Genomic DNA, 26,574 nt, shown 5'->3' on the forward strand with positions numbered 1-26,574 from the left:
GAGTGAATTTATGCCCCTGCGTGCTTTAGTGGCGGTGATAGTGACAACGGCAGTGATGCTGGTGCCCCGGGCGTGGGCGGATACGGCATGGGAGCGCTATAAGGCCCGTTTTATGATGCCGGACGGTCGTATCATTGATACCGCCAATGGCAATGTGTCGCATACGGAAGGCCAGGGCTTCGCCATGCTCCTGGCGGTGGCGAATAACGATCGCCCGGCGTTCGACAAACTGTGGCAGTGGACGGACAGCACCCTGCGCGACAAGTCTAACGGGCTGTTTTACTGGCGCTATAACCCGGTGGCGCCGGACCCGATCGCCGATAAAAACAACGCCACCGATGGCGATACCCTGATCGCCTGGGCGCTGCTGCGCGCGCAAAAGCAGTGGCAGGACAAGCGCTACGCGACGGCCTCCGATGCCATCACCGCCTCCCTGCTGAAATATACGGTGGTGACTTTCGCCGGTCGCCAGGTGATGCTCCCGGGGGTGAAGGGGTTCAACCGCAACGACCACCTGAACCTTAACCCCTCCTATTTCATCTTCCCGGCCTGGCGCGCCTTTGCGGAGCGGACGCACCTGACCGCCTGGCGGACATTGCAGAGTGACGGGCAGGCGCTGCTGGGGCAGATGGGCTGGGGGAAATCGCACCTGCCCAGCGACTGGGTGGCGCTGCGGGCGGATGGCAAGATGCTGCCGGCCAAAGAGTGGCCGCCGCGGATGAGTTTCGATGCGATCCGTATCCCGCTGTATATCTCGTGGGTCGATCCGCATAGCGCCTTGCTCGCGCCGTGGAAAGCCTGGATGCAGAGTTACCCGCGTCTGCAAACCCCGGCGTGGATCAACGTTAGCACTAACGAGGTCGCCCCGTGGAATATGGCCGGCGGCCTGTTGGCGGTGCGTGATTTAACGCTTGGCGAACCGCAGGAAGCGCCGCAGATTGACGACAAGGATGATTATTACTCCGCCAGCCTCAAGCTGCTGGTCTGGCTGGCGAAACAGGATCAGCGCTAGCGCGGTGATGGCTTTGCAGGCCTCTCAGCCCGTATGCCTGCGGGCTGAGAGGGAAGAGCAGGAACGTCTCACGATGTCAGGCCGCCAGCATGGGCGGCCTTGTCGCTTATTGCGGATAAGGCACCCAGCTTCCGCCATTCAGCTGGACATACGGCTTGCCCTGATACTGGATAACGATGGCGTTGGCGTTTTCGGACACCGCCGCGCTCTGCGGCAGGTTGGCGACATACTGCTGCCAGTTGACGCTCTCTTCGCTGAACATTTTGCCGTCGAGGGCGCGCACCACCAGCTCCGACACCGCCAGGTAGCTGCTGGGCTGATCGATGATAATCGGCGCGCCTTCATGCGGCGCCTTCATGCCGAAGAATTTCACCGCCGTCGGGACGTTAGTGATCGACGGGCTCGGGATATCCCGCAGGCCAGACACCTGCATCTTATCGCCCTTCAGCGCGCCGCCGTGTTCCGGCACCACCACCACCATCACCTTCCGCCCCGATTTTTCCAGCTCGGTGAAGAAGTTATCCAGGTCGTCAAACAGCTTTTGCGCGCGCACTTTGTAGTCCGCGGTTTTGCTTTGTCCCGGGAAGTGGTTGCCGTCATGCAGCGGCAGGGTGTTATAGAAGGTGGCGCTCCGCGGATTGCTGCTGGCCTCTTCGGTCTTCAGCCAGCGGTTGAGGACCGCCAGATCCTCGTACACCGGCGAGCCGTCAAACGCCTGCAGGCTGACCGGCAGACCGCTCTGGTCCATCAGCGGGCTCTGCATGCCGCCCAGCGAACGCAGCTCTTTCAGGAAGTCGCCGAACAGGCCGTTGTGGCCGAGCATCAGCTGCTGGTTGAAGCCGAGTTTCGCCAGGTTTTCAAACAGGTAGCAATCGGCGCCGGACGGCTGATACAGGTTGGTATGCGACAGCTGGCCGCAGCTGGCGCGCAGCAGGCGCACCGCCGCCGGTCCGCTGTAGGAGGTTGCGGAGTTAAAGTTTTTGAAGACGATATCGAAATGCTTCCACAGCGGGTGGTCCATCAGCCCGGCGGCTTCAATATCCGACCAGGAGAGCGAGCAGATATTGATCACCAGCAGGTCAAACGGCTGCGCATCCGCCGGCAGCTGGTCCGGGAACGGCGTCTTGCGCTTCTGCTCGGCGGCATAGAAACCGTTCAGCCAGTTGGTGAGGTTGGCCGAGGTCGGCGGCTCGGTCTGCGGCGGAATATCGCTGCTGGCCGGGCTGGCCGGGCTGGACGCGGCGCCAGCGGCGGCGTTGGTCCCGACGTTGGCCGGCGCGGTGGCGGCGGCGGTGGTGGGCTGACCGGCAGGCCAAATGGTAAAGGCCGGCAGCAACGGGCTGACCGCCTGCCAGACGACCATCGCGGAGACAAACACGGTAACGCGCAGCCACTGGCTGATAAACAGCCATAGCACCAGTAAAACAAAGAAGGCGCCGACCATGCTCCAGTTGATAAAGCGGACTATCAGATCCCAGATATAGCTGGCGCTAAAGCCGGCGATTTGCGAGCCCTGGCTAAGCAGCGTCTCCGGCCCGGGCAGCCAGGTATCATGCCAGAACAGCGCGAAGCCGAGCGGAATGGCGATCCAGTGGCGGATGCGGTGCAGCTTTTCACGCGGGATCGGCACCAGCAGAAAGGCGAGAAACACCAGGTTCAGCATCGGGTGGAAATTGAGATACCCGGCCCACAGCAGGGCAAACTTGACCAGAAAGTATAAGTTCCAGCCGCCAAGGCCGCGCCAGTACTGCCAGAGCGGAAGCGGTGCCGCGGTCGTTTTTTTATTTGTCATTTATTCGCTTTGCCTTGCTTAACCGTTGTTCCCCGGCGTAATACCCCTGCCGGTTTCACGTAACGGGGTTTAAAGAACATCAATCTTAACGTCGTGCGGATCCGGCGCTGATAGTGGCGCGTCAGGTAGCCCAGCGGAAAAAACAGCAGGGCGCAGAGCACCACCAGTTGCAGAATATCGGCGATAGACATCATCAGGCTTGCTCCTCACGGGTGGTTAACCGGTGTGGTTCGGGATAGCGTCGCCAGTGGCGTCCATCATGGGTGGCGTTGATGGTTTCGTTTTTACCGACCGAGAGGGGCAGCGGCGTGTTCCAGCGCGCCGGCTCGACGCCGCGCATGATCACGATTTCCGAGAGGATCTGTTTGTCTTCAAACCACACCATACGGTTAGAAAAAATATCGCCGGTCGGCAGCGGGAAAATATGATTTAGCGCGGTGTCGAGGTCATTGATTCGGCAAAATGATAAGAACAGCACCAGCCGGTTATTGCCGATGGTCATGATGTCGCCCATCCGGTTGGGTTTGCATAACGTCAGCGCCTGCTCGACGCGCAGCCCCGGCGCCGGGCGCAGGGCCACCATCACGCCTTTGCTGTCGGCCGGCAGCAGGGTATTGGTCATCACGTTGTGCACCGCTTCGCAAAAGGCGTCCCATTTCTGATAGCCCCGCAGCTTTAACGGCTGGCTCCAGGTGAGCAGGGTGGCAAAATCTTCCGGGATACGCCGGGAGAACTTTTGGTTCTGTACGCTTTCAATCAGCGTCAGGCAGCGGGAAAGCGACGCGCTGTTGGGGATCACCAGGCTGGCGCCGCTGCTGAGCAGCAGCCGCTCATCGGTCGCGCGCAGGCTGGGGGTTTGTTCGCGGACAATAATTTTCAGCGCGGTGCCGCGCTGACGACGCAGGGTATGAATATAGCGCCCCAGCTGTTCAATTTGCGTATTCTGGGTAATGGAGAAGAGGATCGTCGCCGCCTGCGCAGTGCGCCCGGCGTTGAAGACCTCGTCATTGGTATCGAACAGGGTCCAGTATTCCGAGAGCGGCGGGGCGCCTTCGAGGACGCGCACATGGCTGAGGATCGCTTTTTCGTCGCTACGCGGCTGCACGCTGGTTTCAGCATCCTGCGCTAATCGCCAGCCGGCGTCGTCGTGTTGCACCATCAGCTGCTGCTGGGCGCTGATGCCTTTATCGCTTCCCCACCAGGCAATATCAAAAAGATGGCGGTCGCCCTGGTAGCGAATACTTGCCAGACCGGAAAGGGATCGGTACGCGCGTAATAACGGGGTGAGCTGCCGATCGATATCCTGGGCGGGATTGATCGCTAAGAACGTGCAGCGATGATATTGCGCCCAGCGACTGGTTTTTTCCACCCAGGCGCATAACTTTTCATTATTTATATTTTGCCAGGCATTTTCAGCGCATAGCAGAATAAACAAATAATTGCCAGGCTCGAGGGAGCAGACTAAATCACGATGTATTTCTTCCAGCGCCTCCGGGCGATTCGGCAGGGTAAACAGCGCGATATTATTCGGGCCATGAATGCTATCTAATGAAATGATATCATCAGGTTTATCACCCATGACCAGCGCGGCAACTTTGCTGTTTTTCGCCTGCGCGGCCAGCGTCTGATTAACCAGACTGACGGCATCGGCATAACGGTCAACGTTGAGCCACCATACCCCGCCGACCGGCATATGGCACACTTCATCCCATAATGATGAAATACCCAAAGTAAATACACTATCCACGGCATCCCTCGTGCGCCCTGATTCACACTGGATAAGTTTACTAGCGAAACTGACAGAGTAAACCTAACATTGAAATTAAAGGTCATCAGTTTTAGCATGTACACCTGCTTTTTAAGGAAGCGCTGTATACGTCCTCTGGTTTAATAATAAATTTCGAACGGACAGAGATATGCCAGCAAAAGATCCTGTCGTACCCACGGACGCCACGCTGGGGTACACCTTTCAAAATGATTTTTTGGCGCTAAGCCGGGCATTTTCCCTGCCGGATATTGATTATCATGATATTTCGAGGCGTGAACAGCTGAACGCAGCGCTGAAGCGCTGGCCGCTGCTGGCAGAGTTTGCAGAGAAAAAATAAGGAAGCCGGAGATGGCTATTCTGGGGTTACAGGGCGTGCGCGGGGGAACTGGCGTCACGTCCATTACGGCTGCACTCGCCTGGGCGCTGCAATTGCTCGGTGAAAGCGTGCTGGCGATCGACGCCAGCCCGGATAATATGCTGCGCTTTTTTTTCAACACCGATATCCATCATCAGGACGGCTGGGCCCGGTCGCTGCTTGACGGCCGTGACTGGCGCGACGCGGGTCTGCGCTATACGCAACATATCGATCTGCTGCCGTTTGGCCAGCTCAGCGCGGGCGAAAGAGAAAACGTCGACCAGCTGCTGCCCACCCTGGGCGCGATGACGGAAGCGGTACAGCAGCTGCAGGGCCAGTACCGCTGGCTGCTGCTGGATCTGCCGGCGGGCTATTCGCCGTTGACCCGCGAGCTGCTGACGCTCTGCGACCGCTCGCTGGTGGTGGTCCATCCCGACGCCAACAGCCATATCCGTTTGCACCAGCAGCCCTTTCCGGCCAACAGCGATATTCTGATTAACGATCTGCGGGTCGGCAGCCAGCTGCAGGAAGATCTCTACCAGCTGTGGCTCGAGAGCCAGCCGCGGATCCTGCCGGTGACCATTCACCGCGACGAGGCGATGGCCGAGTGCCTGGCGGCGAAACAGCCCCTTGGGGAGTATCGCCAGGACTCTCTGGCGGCGGAAGAGGTGCTGACGCTGGCGAACTGGTGCCTGATCCACTATACCGGCGGGAGGCCGGTATGATCCGCCTCAGCACGCTGCTGTTGGCCCCGCCGGTGGGGGAACGGCTGCGCGCGCGCTATGACGACTACCGGCAGCATGGCGCCTCCTGGCTGTCGGCGTCGCTTGGCTGCCTGTGGGCATCGCTGGTCTGGGCGCTCATGCCGCTGGAGACGCCGCGCTGGCAGGCGATTCTGGCGCACCATGACACCTATTTCCCCCATATTAATCCGCACCGGCCACGGCTCCTGGATCCGCTGCGCTATCTGTTGCAATCCCTGTGGCTGCTGGCGACCCGCGTGCCGGAGCCGGAGAAAAAGGTCAACTGGCGTTCGCTGGCGGCGCTGGAAGGGGTGCATGGTCGCTACGCGCAATGGATGGAGAAACTGCCTGAGCAGGTTAACTCCCGCACCCGCCATCTGGATAAACAGAAAGAGCTGGCGCACCTCAATCCTAAACTGCGCCGGGCAATCCTCGGAGTGGTGACCTGCTGCTCGCTGGTGCTGGCGCTGATGTGTATTACGCAGCCCTTTAACCCGCTGTCGCAATTTATCTTCCTGATGCTGCTGTGGGGCGTGGCGCTGCTGGTGCGGCGCATCCCCGGCCGCTTCTCGGCGCTGATGCTGATCGTGCTGTCGCTGACGGTCTCGTGCCGCTATATCTGGTGGCGCTACACCTCGACGCTGAACTGGAACGACCCGGTAAGCCTGGTGTGCGGGATTATTTTGCTGTTCGCCGAAACCTACGCCTGGGTGGTGCTGGTGCTGGGCTACTTCCAGGTGGTCTGGCCGTTGAACCGCCAACCGGTGCCGCTGCCGGAGGACATGGATCTGTGGCCGACGGTGGATATCTTCGTCCCCACCTACAACGAAGATCTCAACGTGGTGAAAAACACCATCTATGCCTCGCAGGGCATCGACTGGCCGAAGGACAAGCTCAACATCTGGATCCTCGACGACGGCGGACGGGAAGCGTTTCGCCAGTTTGCCAAAGATGTCGGGGTGCACTACATCGCCCGTACCAGCCATGAGCACGCCAAGGCCGGTAACATCAACAATGCGCTGAAATACGCCAAAGGGGAGTTTGTCTCGATCTTTGACTGCGACCACGTGCCGACGCGCTCGTTTCTGCAGATGACCATGGGCTGGTTCCTGAAAGAGAAAGAGCTGGCGATGATGCAGACCCCGCACCATTTCTTCTCGCCTGACCCCTTTGAGCGCAACCTTGGCCGCTTTCGCAAAACGCCGAACGAAGGCACCCTGTTCTACGGCCTGGTGCAGGACGGGAACGATATGTGGGACGCCACCTTCTTCTGCGGCTCCTGCGCCGTGATCCGCCGCGGCCCGCTGGACGAGATTGGCGGCATTGCCGTCGAAACGGTGACCGAAGATGCTCACACCTCGCTGCGCCTGCACCGGCGCGGCTACACCTCCGCCTATATGCGTATTCCGCAGGCGGCGGGGCTGGCGACGGAGAGTTTGTCGGCGCACATTGGCCAGCGCATCCGCTGGGCGCGCGGCATGGTGCAGATTTTCCGTCTCGATAACCCGCTGTTTGGCAAGGGGCTGAAGCTGGCGCAGCGCGTCTGCTACGCCAACGCCATGCTCCACTTCCTCTCCGGTATTCCGCGCCTCATCTTCCTCACGGCGCCGCTGGCCTTTTTGCTGCTCCATGCCTATATCATTTATGCGCCGGCGCTGATGATCGCGCTGTTCGTGCTGCCGCATATGATCCACGCCAGCCTGACCAACTCGAAGATTCAGGGCAAATACCGCCATTCGTTCTGGAGTGAAATCTACGAGACGGTGCTCGCCTGGTATATCGCGCCGCCCACCTTTGTGGCGTTGATTAACCCGCATAAAGGCAAATTCAACGTCACCGCGAAGGGTGGGCTGGTGGAAGAGGAGTATGTCGACTGGGTGATCTCCCGGCCCTATATCTACCTCGTGCTGCTCAACCTGGTCGGCGTCGCGGTGGGGATCTGGCGCTTTATGTACGGCCCGGAAAACGAAATTCTCACCGTCTGGGTGAGTATTGTCTGGGTGTTCTACAACCTGATTATTCTTGGCGGCGCGGTGGCGGTCTCGGTCGAAAGCAAGCAGGTCCGCCGGTCGCATCGTGTCGAAATGAGCATGCCGGCGGCCATCGCCCGCGATGATGGCCATCTGTTCTCCTGCACCGTTCACGACTATTCCGACGGCGGTCTGGGGATCAAAATTCACAGCGACGCGCAGGTGCTGGAGGGGCAGAACGCCAGGCTGCTGCTCAAACGGGGACAGCAGGAGTATGTCTTCCCGGTGCGGGTCGCGCGGGTAAACGGCAACGAAGTGGGATTGCAGCTGCTGCCGTTGACCAACCAGCAGCATATCGATTTTGTGCAGTGTACGTTTGCCCGCGCCGATACGTGGGCGCTTTGGCAGGATAGCTTCCCGGAAGATAAGCCGATGGAAAGCCTGCTGGATATCCTCAAGCTGGGATTCCGTGGTTACCGTCACCTGGCGGAGTTTTCGCCGCCGTCGGTGAAGGTCATTTTCCGCGCGCTCACCTCGCTGGTGGCATGGATAGTGTCGTTTGTACCCCGACGCCCTGAACGCGCCGCGCCGACGCTCTCCGCAGACCCGGCAATGGCTCAACAATGATGATAATGCGATGAAAAGAAAACTTTCCTGGATGTGTGCAGTAGCGGTGGGCATGTGCAGCTGGTATCCGCTGGCCTCTTACGCGGCGCCGGCCGCCGTGGTGAACCCGGCTCCTGGCGTTCAGCCGCAGGCGGCCACCCCGCCCGCGCCGGTGACGATTGGCGAGCCGACGGCGACCCTCGCCGAACCGACCGCTCCGGCGGTGGTCGCCGAGAATATCCCGCAGCGGGAGGTGAAGCTGACCTTTGCCACCATCGCGCCGCCTCCGGGCAGCATTGTGCTGCGCGGCTCTCGGCCTGACGCCTCGGTCGAATTCGGCATGCGCAGCGATGAGCTGGTCGCCAACGCGCTGCTCAATCTGGAATATACCCCGTCGCCCTCGCTGTTGCCCGTGCAGTCGCAGCTGAAAGTCTATCTCAACGATGAGCTGATGGGCGTTCTGCCCGTCACCAAAGAGCAGCTGGGGAAAAAGATCCGCGCGCAGCTGCCGATTGACCCGCTGTATATCACCGACTTCAACCGCATACGGCTGGAGTTTGTCGGCCACTATCGCGATGTCTGCGAAAACCCGGCCAGCAGCACGCTGTGGCTGGACGTCGGGCGCGAAAGCTATCTGGATCTCACCTACCAGTCGCTGAAGGTGCATAACGATCTGTCGCACTTCCCGGTGCCGTTCTACGATCCGCGCGACAACCGCCCGCTGACGCTGCCGATGATTTTCCCGGGTTCGCCGGCGGTGGCCCAGCAGCAGGCGGCGGCGATTATCGCCTCATGGTTCGGCAGCAAGGCCGGCTGGCGCGGCCAGCAGTTCCCGGTCTATTTCAACGAACTGCCGGATCGTAACGCCATCGTCTTCGCCACCAACGACAAGCGTCCGGATTTCCTGCGCGATCATCCGCCGGTCAACGCGCCGACCATCGAAATGATCGACAACCCGAACGATCCTTACGTCAAGCTGCTGGTGATTTTCGGCCGCGATGATAAAGACCTGCTGCTGGCGGCGAAGGGGATTGCCCAGGGCAATATTCTGTTCCGCGGCAGCAGCGTCACCGTGGACGGCATCAAAACCCTGCAGCCGCGGCAGCCATACGATGCGCCAAACTGGGTGCGCACCGACCGCTCGGTCACCTTTGCTGAGCTGAAAACCTATGAGCAACAGCTGCAGTCCAGCGGGCTGGTGCCGGATGCCATCACCGTGGCGCTTAACCTGCCGCCGGATCTCTATCTGCTGCGGGCCAACGGCATCGATATGGATCTGAAATATCGCTACACCATGCCGCCGGTGAAGGACAGCTCGCGGATGGATATCAGCCTCAACGACCAGTTCCTGCAGTCGTTCAGCCTTAACAGCTCCCAGGACGTGAACAAACTGATCCTGCGCCTGCCGGTGCTGCAGGGGCTGCTGGACGGCAAATCGGAGGTCACCATCCCCGCGCTGCGTCTTGGGGCGGTGAACCAGCTGCGCTTTGACTTCCAGTACATGAACCCGATGCCCGGCGGCTCCATCGACAACTGTATTACCTTCCAGCCGGTGCAGAACCATGTGGTGATCGGCGACGATTCGACCATCGACTTCTCGAAGTATTATCACTTTATTGCGCTGCCGGACCTGCGCGTCTTCGCCAATGCGGGCTTCCCTTACAGCCGAATGGCTGACCTCGCCGACACCCTGGTGGTGGTGCCGAAGGCGCCGACCCAGGGCCAGGTGGCGACGCTGCTGCAGGCGCTGGGCGGCATCGGTTCGCAGACCGGCCTGGCGGCGATTAATCTGCAAATGACCGACGATGGCAACCAGATCAAGAATAAAGATGCGGATCTGCTGCTGATCGGCGCGATCCCCTCGTCTCTCAAGGACGATACCAAAATCAACCTGCTGGTCGAGGCGACCAAAAGCTGGGTGAAAATGCCGATGCGCCACTATGACCTGGCGAGCATTTATCCCGATGACGAGGCCCGCACGCCCAACACCCGCACCGACATCACCTCTTCCGGACCGATGGCGGCGGTGATTGGCTTCCAGTCGCCCTACAACGATCAGCGTAGCGTGGTGGCCCTGCTGGCCGACAGCCCGCGCGGTAATGAATTGCTGACCAACGCCCTCAACGACAGCGGTAAGCGGGCGGCGATGTTTGGCTCGGTGGCGGTGATCCGCGAATCCGGCGTCAACAGCCTGCGGGTGGGCGATGTTTACTATGTCGGCCATCTGCCCTGGTTCGAGCGCATCTGGTTCGCGCTCTCTAACCACCCGATACTGCTGGCGATCTTCGCCGCGGTCAGTATCGTGCTGCTGGCGTGGGTGCTGTGGCGCATGCTGCGCATTATCAGCCGCCGCCGCCTTAGCCTGGATGATGAATAAACGATGATGAAAGTACTTTGCAGCGCGGTGCTCTCCGCGCTGGTACTGGCGGCGGGCCAGGCGAGCGCCGCTTGCCAGTGGCCCGCCTGGGAGCAGTTTAAGAAAGCGTACGTCAGCCCCGAGGGGCGGGTGATCGACCCCAGCGATGCGCGCAAAATTTCCACTTCCGAAGGACAGAGCTATGGCCTGTTCTTTGCCCTGGCGGCCAACGATCGCGCGGGGTTCGACAAGCTGCTGACCTGGACGCAGAACAACCTGGCGGAGGGCGACCTGCGGCAGCATCTGCCGGGCTGGCTGTGGGGGAAAAAGGACGACGAACAGTGGACGCTGCTGGACAGCAATTCGGCATCCGACTCGGATCTGTGGATAGCCTGGGCGCTGCTGGAGGCGGGGCGCCTGTGGCAGCAGCCGCAGTACATCGAGACCGGGAAAGCGCTGCTGGCGCGGATTGTTGACGAAGAGACGGTGGCGGTGCCGGGCCTTGGTACGATGCTGCTGCCGGGAAAAGTCGGTTTTGCCGACGACAGCGGCTGGCGGTTTAACCCCAGCTATCTTCCGCCGCAGCTGGCCACCTATTTTGTGCGTTTTGGCGCGCCGTGGCCCACCCTGCGCGACACGAACCTGCGTCTGCTGCTGGAGACCGCGCCGAAAGGCTTTACCCCGGACTGGGTGCGCTATGAGAAAGGGAAAGGCTGGCAGCTGAAAACGGAGAAGCCGCTGATCGGCAGCTATGACGCGATTCGCGTCTACCTGTGGGTGGGCATGCTTCATGATGGCGATAAGCAAAAAGCGCGTCTGCTGGCCCGCTTTGCGCCGATGGCGGCGCAGACCACGGAGCAGGGGGTACCGCCGGAGAAAGTGAATATCGCCACCGGTAAAACCAGCGGCCAGGGGCCGGTGGGCTTCTCCGCGGTGATGCTGCCGTTTTTACAGAACGACGAGGCCCGGTCGGTGCAACGACAGCGCGTCGCCGATAACTATCCCGGCGCGGATGCCTACTACAGCGCGGTCCTGACGCTGTTCGGTCAGGGTTGGGATCAACACCGTTTTCGTTTCACTGCGGGTGGCGAATTACAACCTGACTGGAACCAGGAATGCGCAAGCTCTCACTAAGTTTACTCACGCTGTCCCTCGGCGTTGCGCTGCTGCCGTTAGCGCAGGCGGCGACGACGCCCGCCCAGGAACATCTGCTGGAGCAGGTGCGCCTCGGCGAGGCCAGCAATCGTGAAGACCTGGTGCGTCAGTCGCTATACCGTCTGGAGCTGATCGACCCCAACAACCCGGACCTGATTGCCGCGCGGATGCGCTACCTGCTGCGCCAGGGGGATACCGCCGGGGCGCAAAAAGAGCTGGAGCGACTGACGAAGCTGGCGCCGGATTCCCCTGAGCTGAAGGCGTCGCGCAATGAGATGAAAAGCAACACCGGCGAGGGCCGTCAGGCGCTGCAGCAGGCGCGCCTGCTGGGCGTGGCCGGGAAGGTCGATGAAGCCATCGCCGCCTATGAAAAACTGTTCGGCGGCGTGCCGGATGATGTTGATGCCGCTATTGAATACTGGACGCTGGTGGCGCGCCTGCCGGCCCGTCATAGCGAAGGCCTCAGCCAGCTGAAAAAACTGAACGCCAGCGCGCCGGGCAACGTCAGCCTGCTGACGGCGCTGGCGAAGCAGATGTTTGCCGATAACAAACCGCAGGAAGGGTTCGCCTATCTGGCGGAAATGGCCCGCTCAGCCTCAGGACGCGGTATCGCCGCCGATATGTGGTTCAGCGAGGTGAAAAGCATGCCGGTGAGCAAGGGCAGCGTGCAGGCGTTGCAGCAATTCCTGCTGCAGTTTCCTACCGGCTCGGTGGCGGCGAACGCCCGCGTCCTGCTTGACCAGCAGCAGGCGCAGCTGCAGGATCCGACGTTCCGCGCCCGCTCGGAAGGGCTGGCGGCGGTCAAATCCGGAAATACCTCGCAGGCGGTGGCGGATCTGCAGAAAGCCGTTCAGGCCGACAGCCGCGACAGCGATGCGGTGGGCGCCCTCGGCCAGGCCTATTCCCAGCGCGGCGACCGCGCGCGCGCGGTGGCCCAGCTCAATAAAGCGATTGCCATGGATCCCGACAGCCCAAATCGCGGCAAATGGGACAGCCTGCTGCAAACCAACCGCTACTGGCTGCTGATCAAGCAGGGGGATAACGCCCTGAAGGCCGGTCAGCTTTCACAGGCGCAGAATTATTATGCCCAGGCGCAGCGGGTCGATCGGACCGACAGCTATGCCGTGCTGGGGCTGGGCGACGTCGCGGCGGCGCGCAAAGAGGCGGCGGCGGCGGAGCGCTATTACCAGCAGGCGTTGCGCCTGGATCGCGGGAATAATCTGGCGGTGCGCGGCCTGGCCAACCTCTATCGCGCTGAATCGCCCGAGAAAGCCAGCGCCTGGATCGCTGGTCTTCCTCCCGCCCAGCGGCGCAGCATCGATGATATTGAGCGCAGCCTGACCAACGACCGGCTGGAGAAACAAGCGCAGGCCCTGGAGAGCCAGGGCAACTGGGCGCAGGCGGCGGAAGTTCAGCGTCGGCGCCTGGCGCTCGAGCCGGACAGCGTGTGGATAACCTACCGTCTGGCGCGGGATCTGGTCAGCGCCGGTGAGCGCCAGGAGGCCGACGCACTGATGCGGACGATGGTCAACCGCCAGCCGCAGGATGCCGAACGGGTCTACGCCTCGGGGCTCTACCTGTCGGGGAACGACCAGGACGATCTGGCGCTGGCGCAAATCGCCGCTCTGCCGCGCAGCGCGTGGACGGATAACATTCGTGAACTTGAGGCGCGTTTGCAAAGCGACCGGGTGCTGCGCCAGGCGAACCAGCTGCGCGACAGCGGCGAGGAAGCGCAGGCGATCGCCCTCATCAAACAGCAGCCGGCCTCGGTGCGCTATGACCTGACGCTGGCCGACTGGGCCCAGCAGCGCGGGGACAACCAGACGGCGATTGCCGACTATCAGCGGGTGCTGCGTCAGGAAGCCGACAACGGCGATGCGCGCCTCGGCCTTGCGGAAGTCTATCTGGCCGAGGGCGATAAACAGGCCGCCCGGGCGCAGGTCATGCAGCTGAAAGGCGCAGAGGCCGAATCCATGAATATGCAGCGGCGGGTCGCCCTGGCGCGAGCCGGCCTTGGCGATACCGCTGACGCCCAACAGATTTTTAACCAGATTGTGCCGCAGGCGAAGGCGCAGCCGCCCTCGATGGAGAGCGCGCTGGTGCTGCGCGATGCCGCGCGTTTTGCCACCCGGAACGGGGAGCCGCAGCAGGCGCTGACCCACTACCGGGAGGCGATGGTGGCCTCCGGCATCACCCCCGCGCCGCCGCAGGATAACGATACCTTTACCCGGCTGACGCGCAACGACAGCCGGGATGACTGGCTGAAGCGCGGGATCCGCAGCGATGCCGCCGACCTTTATCGCCAGCAGGATCTGAACGTCACCCTGGAACACGACTTTTGGGGATCCAGCGGCACCGGCGGCTATTCCGACCTCAAGGCGCATACCACCATGCTGCAGGTGGATGCCCCGCTGGCGGATGGCCGGATGTTCTTCCGCACCGACCTGGTCAATATGGATGCCGGCAGCTTTTCCACCCACAGCGACGGGAGCTACTCGCCCAGCTGGGGCACCTGCGGGGAGATCGCCTGTACCAGCGGCAGTAAAAATCAGACCGACAGCGGGGCCAGCGTGGCGGTCGGCTGGAAGAATGACACCTGGAGCGGCGATATCGGCACCACGCCGATGGGCTTCAATGTCGTCGATGTGGTCGGCGGCCTGAGCTACAGCAGCGACGTCGGGCCGGTGGGATACACGGTCAACGTGCACCGGCGGCCCATCTCCAGCTCGCTGCTCTCCTTTAGCGGGCAGAAAGACAGCAACAGCCATACCGGCACCACCTGGGGCGGCGTTCGCGCCGACGGCGGCGGTGTGAGCCTCAGCTATGACCGGGGCGAAGCGCACGGTATCTGGTCCTCGCTGGGGGCCGACTCGCTGACCGGTAAAAACGTGGCGGATAACTGGCGCGTGCGCTGGATGACCGGCTACTACTATAAGGTGATTAACGAGAATAATCGTCGCGTCACCGTCGGCCTCAACAATATGATCTGGCACTACGACAAAGATCTCAGCGGCTACACCCTCGGCCAGGGTGGCTATTACAGCCCGCAGGAGTATCTCTCGTTCGCTGTGCCGGTGACCTGGCGTCAGCGCACGGAGAACTGGTCCTGGGAACTCGGCGGATCGGTCTCATGGTCCCATTCGCGTACCCAGACGCAAGCCCGCTATCCGCTGCTGAACCTGATCCCGTCCGACTACCGGCAGCGCGCCAGCGAACTGACGGAGGAGGGCGGCAGCAGCCAGGGATTCGGTTACACCGCCAGAGCGCTGGTGGAGCGGCGGGTGACCAGCAACTGGTTCGTTGGCGCCGCGGTCGATATTCAGCAGGCGAAGGACTACACCCCGAGCCATGCGCTGCTTTACGTGCGCTATTCGGCGGCCGGCTGGCAGGGGGATCTGGATATGCCGCCCCAGCCGCTGGTGCCTTACGCCGACTGGTAGCAGAATAGGCTGAATTACGTCACAGAGCACCACTCCACGGCGCGCTTCGCGTATACTCGTGTGGCGTTGCCCACCGTCGGCCGCCGGGGAGGTCTCTCCGGCGTCTGCGCCACCGCGCGGAGCTATCCCGTCACTTCATCCCTCGCGGGCGTGGGCGAAGGATTTAAGTATATAATCAGCCTGAAACGACCGGGATTGAAGGATTAATGCCGGGTATGCATTCAGTATCAGTGGAGAACACCGTTGCGCGTCAGCCGTTCACTTACAATCAAACAGATGGCGATGGTCGCGAGCGTGTCCATGGCCTTTGTATTGGTTTTTTGCACTATTTTGCTGTTTCACTTTGTGCAACAGAGTCGCTTTACCACGGCCACGCAGTTAGAAAGTATCGCGCGATCCGTTCGCGAACCGCTGTCTGCGGCTATTCTGAAAGCCGATATTCCGGAAGCGGAAGCCATTTTAAGCCGTATCCAGCCTGCTGGCATCGTCAGCCGGGCGGATGTCGTCTTGCCCAACCAGTTCCAGGCGCTGCGGATGCGGTTTATCCCTGAGCGGTCGGTGCCGGTGACCATCACCCGGCTGTTTGAGCTGCCGGTGCAGATTTCGCTGCCCATTTATTCGCTGGAGCGGCCGGCCAACCCGCAGCCGCTGGCCTATCTGGTGCTGCAGGCTGACTCCTATCGCATGTATAAATTCGTCATGAGCGCCCTTGCTACGTTAGTGACTGCTTACTTACTTCTGGTGCTGATGCTAACGGTGGCGCTCACCTGGTGCATCAACCGGCTGATGGTTCGCCCCCTGCGGCGTATCGCCCGCGAGCTGAACGATCTCTCCCAGCAGGAGCGTCTTGGCCATCAGCTGACCCTCCCGCGCCTGCACCATGACGACGAGATCGGCATGCTGGTGCGCAGCTATAACCGCAACCAGCAGAGCCTGGTGCGCCAGCATGATGAGCTGTCCATCCAGTCGACCCGCTTCCCGGTCTCCGAGCTGCCGAATAAAGCCTTTTTGCTGGCGATGCTGGAGCAGACGGTGGCCCGCCCGCAGAGCGCCGCGCTGATCGTCGTCGCCTGTGAAACCCTGCAGGACGCCGCCGGCGTGCTCAAGGAGAGCCAGCGCGAAATGCTGCTCCTGACGCTGGTGGAGAAGCTGCGCGCCGCGATCCCGCCGCAGATGGTGCTGGCCCAGGTAAGCGGCTATGACTTCGCCATTCTCGCCGATGGCCTCGCCGAATCCTGGCAGGCGGTGACGATAAGTAAGCAAGTGCTCACTATTATTAATGAACGTTTACCGCTGCATGGTCTGCAGCTGCGGCCCTACGCCAGCGTCGGGATCGCCATGTTCCACCCCGGTCTCAGCGCCGAACAGTTTTACCGGCGCGCGGTCTCGGCCGCGGTCACCGCAAGACGCAAAGGTAAAAATCAGATTGAGTTCTTCGATCCCGAGCAGATGGAAAAGGCTCAGCGCCGCCTGATGGAAGAGCACGAAATTATGACCGCCCTCGACAACCAGCAGTTCGCGATCTGGCTGCAGCCGCAGGTGGCCTGCGCCAGCGGCGAGCTCTGCGGCGCCGAGGTGCTGCTGCGCCAGCGGCAGGCGGATGGCAGCTGGTCGCTACCGCCGGCGCTGATTGAGCGCATTGAGTCCTGCGGGCTGATTATCCCGGTCGGCTACTGGGTGATGGAAGAGGCCTGCCGCCAGCTGGCCGCCTGGCAAAGCCAGGGCATTATGCTGCCGCTGTCGGTCAATGTTTCTCTGCTCCAGCTGCTGGAGCACGACCGTGGCGAGGAGATGCTGAAGCTGATCGCCCGCTACCGCATTGCGCCGGGCACCCTCATCCTTGAGGTGACGGAGAGCTGCCGGATGGACGATCCGCAGGATGTGATGGCGCGGTTGCGGCCTCTGCGCGAGGCCGGCGTGCGGATTGCGCTGGATGATTTTGGCATGGGTTATGCCGGGTTGCACCAGCTGCAGCAGATGAAGGCTCTGCCGGTGGATATTCTGAAAATTGATAAGGTATTCATCGATATGCTGCCGGAGGATGTCAGCATGGTGCCGGCGATCATCCAGCTCGCGCGCGGCCTGTCGCTGCGCATTGTGGCGGAAGGGGTGGAAACGGAAGACCAGTCTCGCTGGTTGCAAGCCGCCGGCGTCGAGGTGCTCCAGGGCCACCTGTTCGGTTGCGCTTTACCGCAGGAGGCGTTCAGCGCCCGCTATTTATCCCCGGTCCGGGAAGATGCAAATTTGTAAATGTTTTGTTGACTTGTGCGAGTCAGCTCAAAGATTTTAACAATCGCGTTGCACTTTCGGCGTTAGTTATTTCTGAAATGTTTCCAGGGTGTTATTTTTAAGCCACAGACGTCAAATATCCCTTCTTGCTCTGTGGTTATTCCCAAAGGACACCCTATGAAAACCTCTATCTTTAAAAGCCTCTATGTCCAGGTTCTGACGGCCATAGCGATCGGTATTCTGCTGGGCCATTTTTACCCGGAACTGGGCGCGCAAATGAAACCCTTCGGCGACGCCTTCGTTAAGCTGATTAAAATGGTGATTGCTCCGGTTATCTTCTGTACCGTCGTGACGGGGATCGCCGGAATGGAGAGCATGAAAGCCGTTGGCCGTACCGGGGCGGTGGCGTTGCTCTATTTCGAAGTGGTCAGCACCATCGCGCTGATTATCGGTCTGGTTATTGTCAACGTGGTGCAGCCGGGGGCCGGGATGAACGTCGACCCGTCGACGCTCGATGCGAAAGCGGTGGCGGTGTACGCTGAGCAGGCGAAAGACCAGGGGGTAGTGGCCTTTTTACTGGATGTGATCCCGGGCAGCGTCATTGGCGCCTTCGCCAGCGGCAACATCCTTCAGGTTCTGCTGTTCGCCGTTCTGTTTGGCTTTGCCCTGCATCGTCTGGGCAGCAAGGGCCAGCTGATTTTCAACGTCATTGAAAGTTTCTCGCAGGTCATCTTCGGCATCATCAATATGATCATGCGCCTGGCGCCGATCGGCGCCTTCGGGGCCATGGCCTTCACCATCGGTAAATATGGCGTCGGCACCCTGGTGCAGCTGGGCCAGCTGATCATCTGCTTCTATATCACTTGTATCCTGTTCGTGGTGGTGGTGCTGGGGTCAATCGCCAAAGCCACCGGCTTCAGCATCTTTAAATTTATCCGCTATATCCGCGAAGAGCTGCTGATCGTGCTGGGGACCTCTTCATCCGAATCGGCGCTGCCGCGCATGCTCGACAAGATGGAGAAGCTCGGCTGTCGTAAATCGGTGGTGGGCCTGGTGATCCCGACCGGCTATTCGTTCAACCTCGACGGCACCTCTATCTATCTGACGATGGCGGCGGTCTTTATCGCCCAGGCGACCAACAGCCATATGGATATTTTCCATCAAATCACCCTGCTGGTGGTGCTGCTGCTCTCCTCGAAAGGGGCGGCGGGAGTGACCGGCAGCGGCTTCATCGTGCTGGCGGCGACCATCTCGGCCGTCGGGCATTTGCCGGTGGCTGGCCTGGCGCTGATCCTCGGTATTGACCGCTTTATGTCCGAAGCCCGTGCGCTGACTAACCTGGTGGGTAACGGCGTCGCCACGGTGGTGGTCGCGAAATGGGTTAAAGAACTCGATGCCAAACAGATGGATGATGTGCTGAATAACCGTGTTCCCGCGAACAAAACGCACGAATTATCCTCTTAAATCCTCCTCTTAGGCCCGTACTCCCTTGCTGGAGTACGGGCTCCTGCGCATAATTAGAGGTCATTTCCGCCCGGCGGGAATGACACGAAATGATTATTTTACGTTGTCATGCGACATTTTCGTCTCCGTGTGGTCTAACCGACGTATTTCACTCTCACTTTTTTCGGCAGCCCGTCAGTGGGATGCTGTTGTAACCAGGAATGTTCATCAGGGGTTCACATGCAGGGCACAACAATTAAACTCTTAACGGGCGGTTTGCTGATGGTAGCGGCGGCCGGTTATGTGCAGGCAGAAGCGCTCCAGCCTGATCCGGCCTGGCAACAAGGGACCTTAGCGAATGGGTTGTCGTGGCAGGTGCTGGCCACGCCGCAGCGTCCCAGCGACCGTATCGAAGTCCGTCTGTCCGTGAATATTGGCTCGCTGAGCGAAAGCACTCAGCAGAGCGGTTTCAGCCGTTTTATTCCCCGTCTGGCGTTGACGCAAAGCGGCAGCCTGCCGACGATGCAGGCGCGCTCGCTGTGGCAGCAGAGTATTGACCCGAAGCGTCCTCTGCCGCCGGCCATCGTCTCCTACGATTACACGATGTTTAATCTCAGCCTGCCGAATAACCGCAACGATCTGCTGAAAGAGGCGCTGAGCTGGCTGGCGGACGCCAGCGGTAAACTGACCATTACGCCTGAATCGATCAATCACGCGCTGCAGGGCAACGACATGGTGGCGACCTGGCCGCTGGATACCAAAGAGGGCTGGTGGCGCTATCGCCTTAAGGGCTCCACCATGCTGGGCCACGATCCCGCCGCGCCGCTGAAGCAGCCGATCGACGTGGCGCATCTGAAAGACTTTTATCAAAAATGGTACACCCCCGACGCCATGACGCTGATCGTGGTGGGTAACGTCGACAGCCGCAGCGTCGCTGAGCAAATCAGCAAAACCTTTGGCGATCTGAAGGGCAAGCGGGAAACGCCCGCGGCGGTGCCGACCTTATCGCCGCTGCCCACCGTGCCGGTCAGCATCATGACCAGCGCCGTGCGCCAGGACAAACTGTCCATCATGTGGGACGCCCCCTGGCAGCCGATCCGCGACTCCGCGGCGCTGCAGCGCTACTGGCGTGACGACCTCGCCCGCGAAGCGCTGTTCTGGCACGTGCAGCAGAGCCTGAGTAAAAATAACGTCAAGGATATTGGTCTTGGTTTTGACTGCCGGGTGCTCTATCAGCGCGCGCAGTGCGCCATCAACATCGAATCGCCGGGCGAGCGCCTGAATAACAACCTGAGCGTGGTCTCGCGCGAGCTGGCGAAAGTGCGCGACAACGGCCTGCCGCAGGAGGAGTTTGACGCGCTTATCGCTCAGAAAAGCCTCGAGCTGCAGAAGCTGTTTGCCACCTATGCGCGCACCGATACCGACATTCTGATGAGCCAGCGCATGCGCTCCCTGCAAAATCAGGTGGTGGATATCGCGCCGGAGCAGTACCAGAAGCTGCGTCAGGAGTTCCTCAACTCCCTGACGGTGGACATGCTGAACCAGTACCTGCGTCAGCAACTGTCTCAGGATATGGCGCTGGTGTTGCAGCAGCCGAAAGGCGAACCGGAATACAACATGAAGGAGCTGCAGGCCACGTGGGAAAAACTGATGGCGCCGAGTCCGGCGACCGCAGCGACCAGCGGCAGCGCCGATACGGTTGACGCCCACAGCGAGGCCAGCGACATCCCGTCGGGGCAGTAACCTGACGCCTCTCCGGCGCGCCAGCGGCGGCCGGAGAGCGCTTACAGGTGAGGATTATTGCGGCATTGCTTCCCGGGGGATAATCGCCCCGCGATACTGGATCACCGTGCTGGCGGTCAGATGTCCGCGTCTGGCGGCGGATTCAGCATCGCCGCCGGTCAGGCGCACGGCCAGATAGCCGGCGCTGAAGGAGTCGCCGGCGGCGGTGGTATCCACCACTTTCTCTTTGGCCAGTTTGACGGCCGGCACTTCCCGCAGCGGTTGCCCGCTCACCGAGACCAGGCAGGCATCCGCTCCGCGCTTCACCACCACCTCTTCCACGCCGGCGGCGTGGGTGCGGGCGATCACCTCGGCGACCGGTTTTTCCCCCCACAGCGCGTCTTCATCATCGAGGGTCAGAAACGCGATATCGGTGCAGGCGAGCATCTCCTGATAGACCTGCTGCGTCTCCGCCTGGCTGGCCCACAGGCGCGGGCGATAGTTGTTGTCGAAGATCACCTTGCCGCCGTTGCCGCGGCACTCACGCAGCAGCGTGAACAGCCTGGCACGACTGGCCGGGCTGAGAATGGCGAGGCTGATGCCGCTCAGGTAGAGATAGTCGAACGTGGCCAGCTCTTCGCAAATCGCCGCCGCGCGATCGCTCTCCAGCCAGAATTTTGCCGCCGCCTCGTTGCGCCAGTAGTAGAAGGTGCGCTCGCCGGCGTCATCGGTTTCAATGTAATACAGCCCCGGCAGGCGGTCGGCCATCCGCTGGATCAGGCTGGTGTTGACGTTTTCCTGCTGCCAACTGTCGAGCATCTGCTGGCTGAACGCATCGGTTCCCAGCGCGGTGACGTAGTGGACGCTCAGCGCGCTGGCATCCGTCTGCCGCGCGATGTAGACCGAGGTGTTTAAGGTATCGCCGCCAAAGCCGCGGTTAACGGCCCCGTTATTCTCTGACAGCTCAATCATGCATTCGCCAATGACGGCAATTTTTTTAGACATAGCCAGAACCTGCAATGGAATCGATATAAGCGCTAGTGTGCGCTGCGCTGTTTTGCTGGTCAATCATATTAAAACATCGTTCCATTATTTTTTTGACCTGACGCGCGTAATGTGACGAAAAGCGCATTTCCAGGAGAAACGCCGCTTTTTGACTATATTCAGGACTGACGTGATGCAAAAGGAGCGGAGTAGGGATGAGCAGAACCCGTAAAACGTTGGTTATCATCACAGGAACGATACTGTTGCTGATCGTTCTCTTTTTTATCGTGTTGGCCACCTTCGACTGGAACCGGCTGAAGCCGACGATTAATCAGAAAGTGTCTGCCGAGCTGAACCGCCCGTTCGCCATCCGCGGCGATCTCGGCGTGGTCTGGGAGCGGCAGCCGGAGGAGCGCGGCTGGCGCAGCTGGATCCCGTGGCCCCATGTGCACGCGGAAAATATCGTGCTGGGCAACCCGCCGGCCATTCCCCAGGTGACCATGATCCACCTGCCGCGGGTGGAGGCGACCCTCGCCCCGCTGGCGCTGCTGAGCAAAACGGTGTATCTGCCGTGGATCAAGCTGGAACAGCCCGACGTGCGGCTGATCCGCCTGGCGGAAGACAACAATAACTGGACCTTTCAGCTGGCTGGCGATCAGCGTGCCGCGGGGGACAGCGCCCCCTCCAGCTGGTCTTTCCGCCTCGATAACATTCTCTTCGATCGCGGGACTATCGCCATTGATGACAAGATCACCCGCAGCGATATCACCATCCTCGTCGATCCCCTCGGCAAACCGCTGCCGTTCAGCGAAGTCACTGGCACGAAGGATCGGCATAGCGCGGCGAAACCAGGCGACTACGTCTTTGGCCTGTCGCTGAAGGGCCGCTATAAGGACCAGCCGGTCACCGGCAACGGTAAAATCGGCGGCATGCTGGCTCTGCGCAGCGCAAGCACGCCTTTCCCGCTGCAGGGCGACTTCCGCTCCGGCAATACGCGGGTGGCGTTCAGCGGCACGGTCAGCGATCCGCTCAACGTCGGCGGCATTGACCTGCGGCTGAAATTCGCCGGCGATTCGCTGCGCGATCTCTACGACCTGACCGGCGTGCTGCTGCCGGAGACGCCGTCGTTCTCCACCGACGGCCGTCTGCGCGCCGACTTTAAGCAGAAAAACAGCATGCGCTTTGACTATCAGAATTTTAACGGCCGGATCGGCGATAGCGACATTCATGGTTCCCTGACCTATACCACTGGCAAACCGCGGCCGAAGCTCAGCGGCGACATGGAGTCGAAGCAGCTGCGGCTGGCGGATCTCGGGCCGTTAATCGGCGTCGACTCCGGCAAAGGGACGAAGAAAAGCGCTGCGCGCCAGGCGGGCGATCGGCCGCAGCCGGCGGGTAAAGTGCTGCCGGCGGACCGCTTTGAAACCGATAAATGGCAGGTGATGGATGCCGATGTACGCTTTAAGGGCCGGAGAATTGAGCACGGCGGTACGCTGCCGATCAGCGATCTGGCGACCCACGTGATCCTGGAGGATGGCGACCTGCGCCTGCAGCCGGTGCGCTTTGGCCTGGCCAACGGGTCGATTGCCGGCAGCGTGCACCTGCAGGGCGATAAAAAGCCGCTGCAGGGTGAGGCCAATCTGCAGGCGCGGCGCCTGAAGCTGAAGGCGCTGATGCCGAACGTCGAGATGATGCAGAAAACCCTCGGCGAGATGAATGGCGACGTTCAGCTGCGCGGCAGCGGCAACTCGGTGGCGGCCCTGCTCGGCAACAGCAACGGCAACCTGAAGCTGCTGATGAATGACGGCCTGATCAGTCGCAACCTGATGGAAATTCTCGGCCTTAACGTTGGCAACTACCTGATCGGTCAGATTTTTGGCGATGAGGAGGTTCGGGTGAACTGCGCGGCGGCCAATATCGACGTGACCAACGGCGTCGCCCGGCCGCAGATTTTTGCCTTCGATACGGAAAACGCGCTGATCAATGTGACCGGGACCGCCAGCTTCGCCTCCGAGCAGCTGGACCTGACCATCGATCCGGAAAGCAAAGGCTTTCGGGTGATCACTCTGCGTTCCCCGCTGTATGTTCGCGGCACCTTTAAATCGCCGCAGGCGGGGGTGAAGGCCGGGCCGCTGATTGTCCGCGGCGCGGTAGCGGCGGCGCTGGCTACTCTGGTGACGCCGGCTGCCGCGCTGCTGGCGCTGATCTCCCCGGCGGAGGGCGATAGCAACCAGTGCCGGACCATATTGTCGCAGATGAAAAAGTAGGGGAGAGCCCTGACGCCAGCGGCGTCAGGGCGAAGGATCACAACGACTGGTGGCGGGTCTCGTGGGTCAGCAGCAGGGCGATCAGCGTCAGCGCCGCCATCGCCGCCAGATAGGTGCCGACCGCCGCGAGGCCATAGTTGCCCTGCAGCCAGGCGGCAATGTACGGCGCGACCGAGGCGCCGAGGATCGACGACACGTTATAGGAGAACGACGCCCCGGTGTAGCGCACTTCCGTCGGGAACAGCTCCGGCAGCAGCGCGCCCATCGGGCCAAAGGTCAGTCCCATCAGGCTTAAGCCCAGCAGCAGGAAGGCAAAGACCAGCAGCGGGTTACCGGAACCCAGCAGCGGTTTAAAGGCGAACAGGGCGAACAAAATAATCATCGTGGTGATGATAATCATGCTCTTACGACGACCAAAGGCGTCCGCCAGCAGGCCGGCGATCGGCACCATCACGCCAAAGCCAATCACCGCCATCATCAGCATCCACAGCACTTCGTTACGCGGCAGGCCCAGGCCATTCGGCGCCGCGCCGGTGCTGAAGGTCATCGAGTAGACGGTCATGATGTAGAACAGGGTATAGGTTGCCAGCATGATGAAGGTGCCCAGCACCGTCACGCGGACGTGTTTGGTCAACAGGGTACCCAGCGGGATTTTGACCTGTTTTTTCGCCGCCGCCACTTTGGCGAAGACCGGGGTCTCATGCAGCGAAACGCGAACATACAGACCGATGATCACCAGCACCGCGGAGAAGATAAACGGCACGCGCCAGCCCCACTCCATAAACTGCTGATCGGTTAACAGCCAGGAGAGCAGCAGGAAGGTGCCGTTGGCGAAGAAGAAGCCGATCGGCGCGCCCAGCTGCGGGAAGGAGCCATACAGGGCGCGCTTGCGCGCCGGGGCGTTTTCCGTTGCCAGCAGCGCTGCGCCGCCCCACTCCCCTCCGAGGCCAAGTCCCTGACCGAAGCGCGCCAGCGCCAGCAGCATCGGCGCGACAATGCCAATGCTTTCATAGCCGGGCAGCAGGCCGATCACCACAGTGGAGATCCCCATGGTTAACAGCGAGGCCACCAGGGTGACCTTCCGGCCGACGCGATCGCCGAAGTGGCCAAACAGCGCGGAGCCGATTGGCCGGGCGACGAAGGCGATGGCGAAGGTGGCCAGCGACTGCAGGGTGGCCGCGGCGGCATCGCCCTGCGGGAAGAAGATATGCGGGAAGACGATGACCGCGGCAGTGGCATAGATGTAGAAGTCGAAAAACTCAATGGCGGTGCCAATGAGCGAGGCGACAACGACTTTATTGCGTGAGTTGACCGGGGCGGTTTCCTGCGTGTTTTCGAGTGTGGTGGCTGTGGCTTGCATAGATCTTTCTTATTTTTGCGCGAACGAAAAGCCATATAGCCACAGCCATCGGGACATTTCAATCTGTAACAAACGCGGAAAATGAGCAAAAAAGAGGCAAAAAGCGGATAATTTTTACGCCAGAAAAAATAGTTCTATGAAATGCTTCACACAATTAAAAAGATAGAGAATAAAACCAGTTTTTCGTTAAATAAAAGTTACGTCCTGGATTTATCTGCTGAAATCAAGCGCGAGGATGAATTTTGCCTCTTTTATTCATCCTCGCAATACCTCAGCGGTGGGTTTTGCCCGGCATCCGCCGGTCGTCTTTATACTCCGCGGTGGCGATCCACGCGGCGCAGAACAGCGTCAGGCGGGCAAAGAAATAGAAAAAGGCCATCAGCCCCAGCACCGATCCGAACGCCGCCCCGGAAGGGGATTTCACCAGCGCCGGCAGCGTCCAGGTCATGACGATTTTGATGATTTCAAAGCCAATCGCCGCGATAAGCGTGCCGCGAAACAGGGCTTTGCGCCGCGGACGGTGGCGCGGCAGCCGCCAGAAGATCCAGAAAAAGAGCAGATAGTTGGCAAAAATCGAGATGGCGAGACCGATCAGCCGCCAGGCGGGTTTCAGCCATTCAATATTGTCCAGATACAGCGCGGAGATAATCAACTGCTGGGCGGAACCGGCGACAGAGGTGATCGACAGCGTAATAATCAGCGCCACCAGCAGACCGATCAGCGAGATAAGATCGCGGAAGTATTTTATCCAGATTTTCTCCTCGTCCTGCGGCCGGCGCTCCCAGACGTCGCGCGACTGAGCGCGGATCGCTTCGCGCAGGTTGCCCATCCAGTTAATACCGGAATAGAGCGCCACCAGCAGGCCGACGAGGCCGACGGCGGTGCGCTGCTGCACCGCGGTGTTGATGGTGTTTTTCAGCGTCGCCGCCAGCGTCGGGTCGCTGACGTTTTGCAGAATTTTGTCGAAAATGTCCTGCAGCAGGGTCGGATGCCAGGCCAGCACGAAGCCGGCGGCGGCAAACGAGACCATCAGGATCGGGATCATCGACAGGAACGAGAAGTAGGTGATGGCCGCGCCGAACTGATTGCCCAGCCGGTCGTTGAAGCGCTCTGCGGCGCGTATCAGGTGGGCGATCACCGGGTTGCGCTGCACTTTGGCCGCCGTTCCGGTGACGGTCTTCAGCGCCTGGCTGGCTTTTTGCCCGACGGCCGTGTCATTGAGAGCGTCGAGGGGGCTTTTGTTTTTCTCCGGCTGCGTGTCCGGTTCCTGTGGGGGGCGTCGATCGTCGTTTTCCGGCGTCATACGTGATTTCTTCCTTTTTTACCGCGAGATTCAGCAAAAAGTATACCTTAAATGCCGTATCCTGCAGGA

At 60.8% G+C, this 26,574-nt stretch carries 17 protein-coding genes; 11 read left to right on the top strand and 6 right to left on the bottom strand.

Going from position 1 to position 26,574, the window contains the following annotated elements:
• Nucleotides 1–10: 10 nt before the first annotated feature.
• On the top strand, nt 11–1,012 hold the full coding sequence (locus ACOI7D_RS23515; protein ID WP_023291300.1) for a glycosyl hydrolase family 8: 1,002 nt from the start codon (nt 11–13) through the stop codon (nt 1,010–1,012).
• Between the two features lie 106 nt (nt 1,013–1,118).
• Here ACOI7D_RS23515 and bcsG read toward each other — a convergent pair whose 3' ends face one another.
• From bcsG to bcsE, 3 genes are read right to left on the bottom strand one after another with little or no spacing between them, the layout of a single operon-like run.
• A complete protein-coding gene (gene bcsG / locus ACOI7D_RS23520; RefSeq protein ID WP_048298548.1) occupies nt 1,119–2,804 on the bottom strand; it encodes a cellulose biosynthesis protein BcsG in 1,686 nt (561 codons plus the stop codon).
• Nucleotides 2,801–2,998, bottom strand: coding sequence for a cellulose biosynthesis protein BcsF (gene bcsF / locus ACOI7D_RS23525; protein WP_004204976.1), 198 nt, complete (start codon nt 2,996–2,998; stop codon nt 2,801–2,803). The genes bcsG and bcsF overlap by 4 nt, the downstream gene beginning before the upstream one ends.
• Nucleotides 2,998–4,551, bottom strand: coding sequence for a cellulose biosynthesis protein BcsE (gene bcsE, locus ACOI7D_RS23530; RefSeq protein WP_023291298.1), 1,554 nt, complete (start codon nt 4,549–4,551; stop codon nt 2,998–3,000). The genes bcsF and bcsE overlap by 1 nt, the downstream gene beginning before the upstream one ends.
• Before the next feature lie 169 nt (nt 4,552–4,720).
• Here bcsE and bcsR point away from each other — a divergent pair, with 169 nt between their 5' ends.
• The 9 genes from bcsR (at nt 4,721) to ACOI7D_RS23575 (ending at nt 20,612) form a co-directional block, all read left to right on the top strand.
• Nucleotides 4,721–4,909, top strand: a complete 189-nt coding sequence (gene bcsR / locus ACOI7D_RS23535; protein WP_023291297.1) for a cellulose biosynthesis protein BcsR — start codon at nt 4,721–4,723, stop codon at nt 4,907–4,909.
• A gap of 11 nt (nt 4,910–4,920) precedes the next feature.
• Nucleotides 4,921–5,652: a cellulose biosynthesis protein BcsQ gene (gene bcsQ / locus ACOI7D_RS23540; RefSeq protein ID WP_109546829.1), complete on the top strand. Its 732-nt coding sequence runs from the start codon at nt 4,921–4,923 to the stop codon at nt 5,650–5,652.
• Nucleotides 5,649–8,267, top strand: a complete 2,619-nt coding sequence (bcsA, locus tag ACOI7D_RS23545) for a UDP-forming cellulose synthase catalytic subunit (RefSeq protein ID WP_109546830.1) — start codon at nt 5,649–5,651, stop codon at nt 8,265–8,267. The genes bcsQ and bcsA overlap by 4 nt, the downstream gene beginning before the upstream one ends.
• 10 nt (nt 8,268–8,277) lie before the next feature.
• Nucleotides 8,278–10,623: a cellulose biosynthesis cyclic di-GMP-binding regulatory protein BcsB gene (gene bcsB, locus ACOI7D_RS23550; protein WP_032429225.1), complete on the top strand. Its 2,346-nt coding sequence runs from the start codon at nt 8,278–8,280 to the stop codon at nt 10,621–10,623.
• Between the two features lie 3 nt (nt 10,624–10,626).
• Nucleotides 10,627–11,736 carry a cellulose synthase complex periplasmic endoglucanase BcsZ gene (gene bcsZ / locus ACOI7D_RS23555; RefSeq protein WP_109546831.1) on the top strand — a complete coding sequence of 370 codons (1,110 nt, stop codon included), beginning with the start codon at nt 10,627–10,629 and terminating at the stop codon, nt 11,734–11,736.
• Entirely contained in the window at nt 11,718–15,197 is a 3,480-nt protein-coding gene (gene bcsC / locus ACOI7D_RS23560) for a cellulose synthase complex outer membrane protein BcsC (protein WP_109546832.1), read from the top strand. Before bcsZ ends, bcsC begins: the two co-directional genes overlap by 19 nt.
• Nucleotides 15,198–15,440: 243 nt before the next feature.
• The gene (gene hmsP, locus ACOI7D_RS23565) at nt 15,441–17,447 is read left to right on the top strand and encodes a biofilm formation regulator HmsP (RefSeq protein WP_064154933.1); all 2,007 of its coding nucleotides are present in this window, start codon (nt 15,441–15,443) and stop codon (nt 17,445–17,447) included.
• A gap of 156 nt (nt 17,448–17,603) precedes the next feature.
• Nucleotides 17,604–18,890: a dicarboxylate/amino acid:cation symporter gene (locus ACOI7D_RS23570; protein WP_023291290.1), complete on the top strand. Its 1,287-nt coding sequence runs from the start codon at nt 17,604–17,606 to the stop codon at nt 18,888–18,890.
• A 219-nt stretch (nt 18,891–19,109) separates the two neighbouring features.
• A complete protein-coding gene (locus tag ACOI7D_RS23575) occupies nt 19,110–20,612 on the top strand; it encodes a M16 family metallopeptidase (protein ID WP_023291289.1) in 1,503 nt (500 codons plus the stop codon).
• Nucleotides 20,613–20,666: 54 nt separating this feature from the next.
• Here the strand turns inward: ACOI7D_RS23575 and ACOI7D_RS23580 are convergent, their stop codons facing one another.
• Complete coding sequence (locus ACOI7D_RS23580; protein WP_109546833.1) at nt 20,667–21,596, bottom strand: sugar kinase; 930 nt, start codon at nt 21,594–21,596, stop codon at nt 20,667–20,669.
• Nucleotides 21,597–21,790: 194 nt separating this feature from the next.
• Between ACOI7D_RS23580 and ACOI7D_RS23585 the strand changes: the two genes are divergently transcribed.
• Nucleotides 21,791–23,842, top strand: a complete 2,052-nt coding sequence (locus ACOI7D_RS23585) for an AsmA family protein (RefSeq protein WP_050534345.1) — start codon at nt 21,791–21,793, stop codon at nt 23,840–23,842.
• Nucleotides 23,843–23,879: 37 nt separating this feature from the next.
• Here the strand turns inward: ACOI7D_RS23585 and ACOI7D_RS23590 are convergent, their stop codons facing one another.
• Both ACOI7D_RS23590 and yhjD read right to left on the bottom strand, forming a co-directional pair.
• The gene (locus ACOI7D_RS23590) at nt 23,880–25,202 is read right to left on the bottom strand and encodes an MFS transporter (protein WP_017900001.1); all 1,323 of its coding nucleotides are present in this window, start codon (nt 25,200–25,202) and stop codon (nt 23,880–23,882) included.
• A gap of 271 nt (nt 25,203–25,473) precedes the next feature.
• Complete coding sequence (gene yhjD / locus ACOI7D_RS23595; RefSeq protein ID WP_012967097.1) at nt 25,474–26,505, bottom strand: inner membrane protein YhjD; 1,032 nt, start codon at nt 26,503–26,505, stop codon at nt 25,474–25,476.
• Between the last annotated feature and the right edge of the window lie 69 nt (nt 26,506–26,574).

Origin of the sequence: Klebsiella sp. C360, assembly GCF_048822415.1 — a bacterium.
GTDB lineage: Bacteria > Pseudomonadota > Gammaproteobacteria > Enterobacterales > Enterobacteriaceae > Klebsiella > Klebsiella quasipneumoniae.

Excerpts from the sequence above, each read along its gene's own strand:
- ACOI7D_RS23515 (WP_023291300.1), top strand. The coding sequence starts at position 11 with ATGCCCCTGCGTGCTTTAGTGGCGGTGATAGTGACAACGGCAGTGATG.
- bcsG (WP_048298548.1), bottom strand. The coding sequence starts at position 2,804 with ATGACAAATAAAAAAACGACCGCGGCACCGCTTCCGCTCTGGCAGTAC.
- bcsF (WP_004204976.1), bottom strand. The coding sequence starts at position 2,998 with ATGATGTCTATCGCCGATATTCTGCAACTGGTGGTGCTCTGCGCCCTG.
- bcsR (WP_023291297.1), top strand. The coding sequence starts at position 4,721 with ATGCCAGCAAAAGATCCTGTCGTACCCACGGACGCCACGCTGGGGTAC.
- bcsQ (WP_109546829.1), top strand. The coding sequence starts at position 4,921 with ATGGCTATTCTGGGGTTACAGGGCGTGCGCGGGGGAACTGGCGTCACG.
- bcsA (WP_109546830.1), top strand. The coding sequence starts at position 5,649 with ATGATCCGCCTCAGCACGCTGCTGTTGGCCCCGCCGGTGGGGGAACGG.
- bcsB (WP_032429225.1), top strand. The coding sequence starts at position 8,278 with ATGAAAAGAAAACTTTCCTGGATGTGTGCAGTAGCGGTGGGCATGTGC.
- bcsZ (WP_109546831.1), top strand. The coding sequence starts at position 10,627 with ATGATGAAAGTACTTTGCAGCGCGGTGCTCTCCGCGCTGGTACTGGCG.
- bcsC (WP_109546832.1), top strand. The coding sequence starts at position 11,718 with ATGCGCAAGCTCTCACTAAGTTTACTCACGCTGTCCCTCGGCGTTGCG.
- ACOI7D_RS23570 (WP_023291290.1), top strand. The coding sequence starts at position 17,604 with ATGAAAACCTCTATCTTTAAAAGCCTCTATGTCCAGGTTCTGACGGCC.
- ACOI7D_RS23575 (WP_023291289.1), top strand. The coding sequence starts at position 19,110 with ATGCAGGGCACAACAATTAAACTCTTAACGGGCGGTTTGCTGATGGTA.
- ACOI7D_RS23580 (WP_109546833.1), bottom strand. The coding sequence starts at position 21,596 with ATGTCTAAAAAAATTGCCGTCATTGGCGAATGCATGATTGAGCTGTCA.
- ACOI7D_RS23585 (WP_050534345.1), top strand. The coding sequence starts at position 21,791 with ATGAGCAGAACCCGTAAAACGTTGGTTATCATCACAGGAACGATACTG.
- ACOI7D_RS23590 (WP_017900001.1), bottom strand. The coding sequence starts at position 25,202 with ATGCAAGCCACAGCCACCACACTCGAAAACACGCAGGAAACCGCCCCG.
- yhjD (WP_012967097.1), bottom strand. The coding sequence starts at position 26,505 with ATGACGCCGGAAAACGACGATCGACGCCCCCCACAGGAACCGGACACG.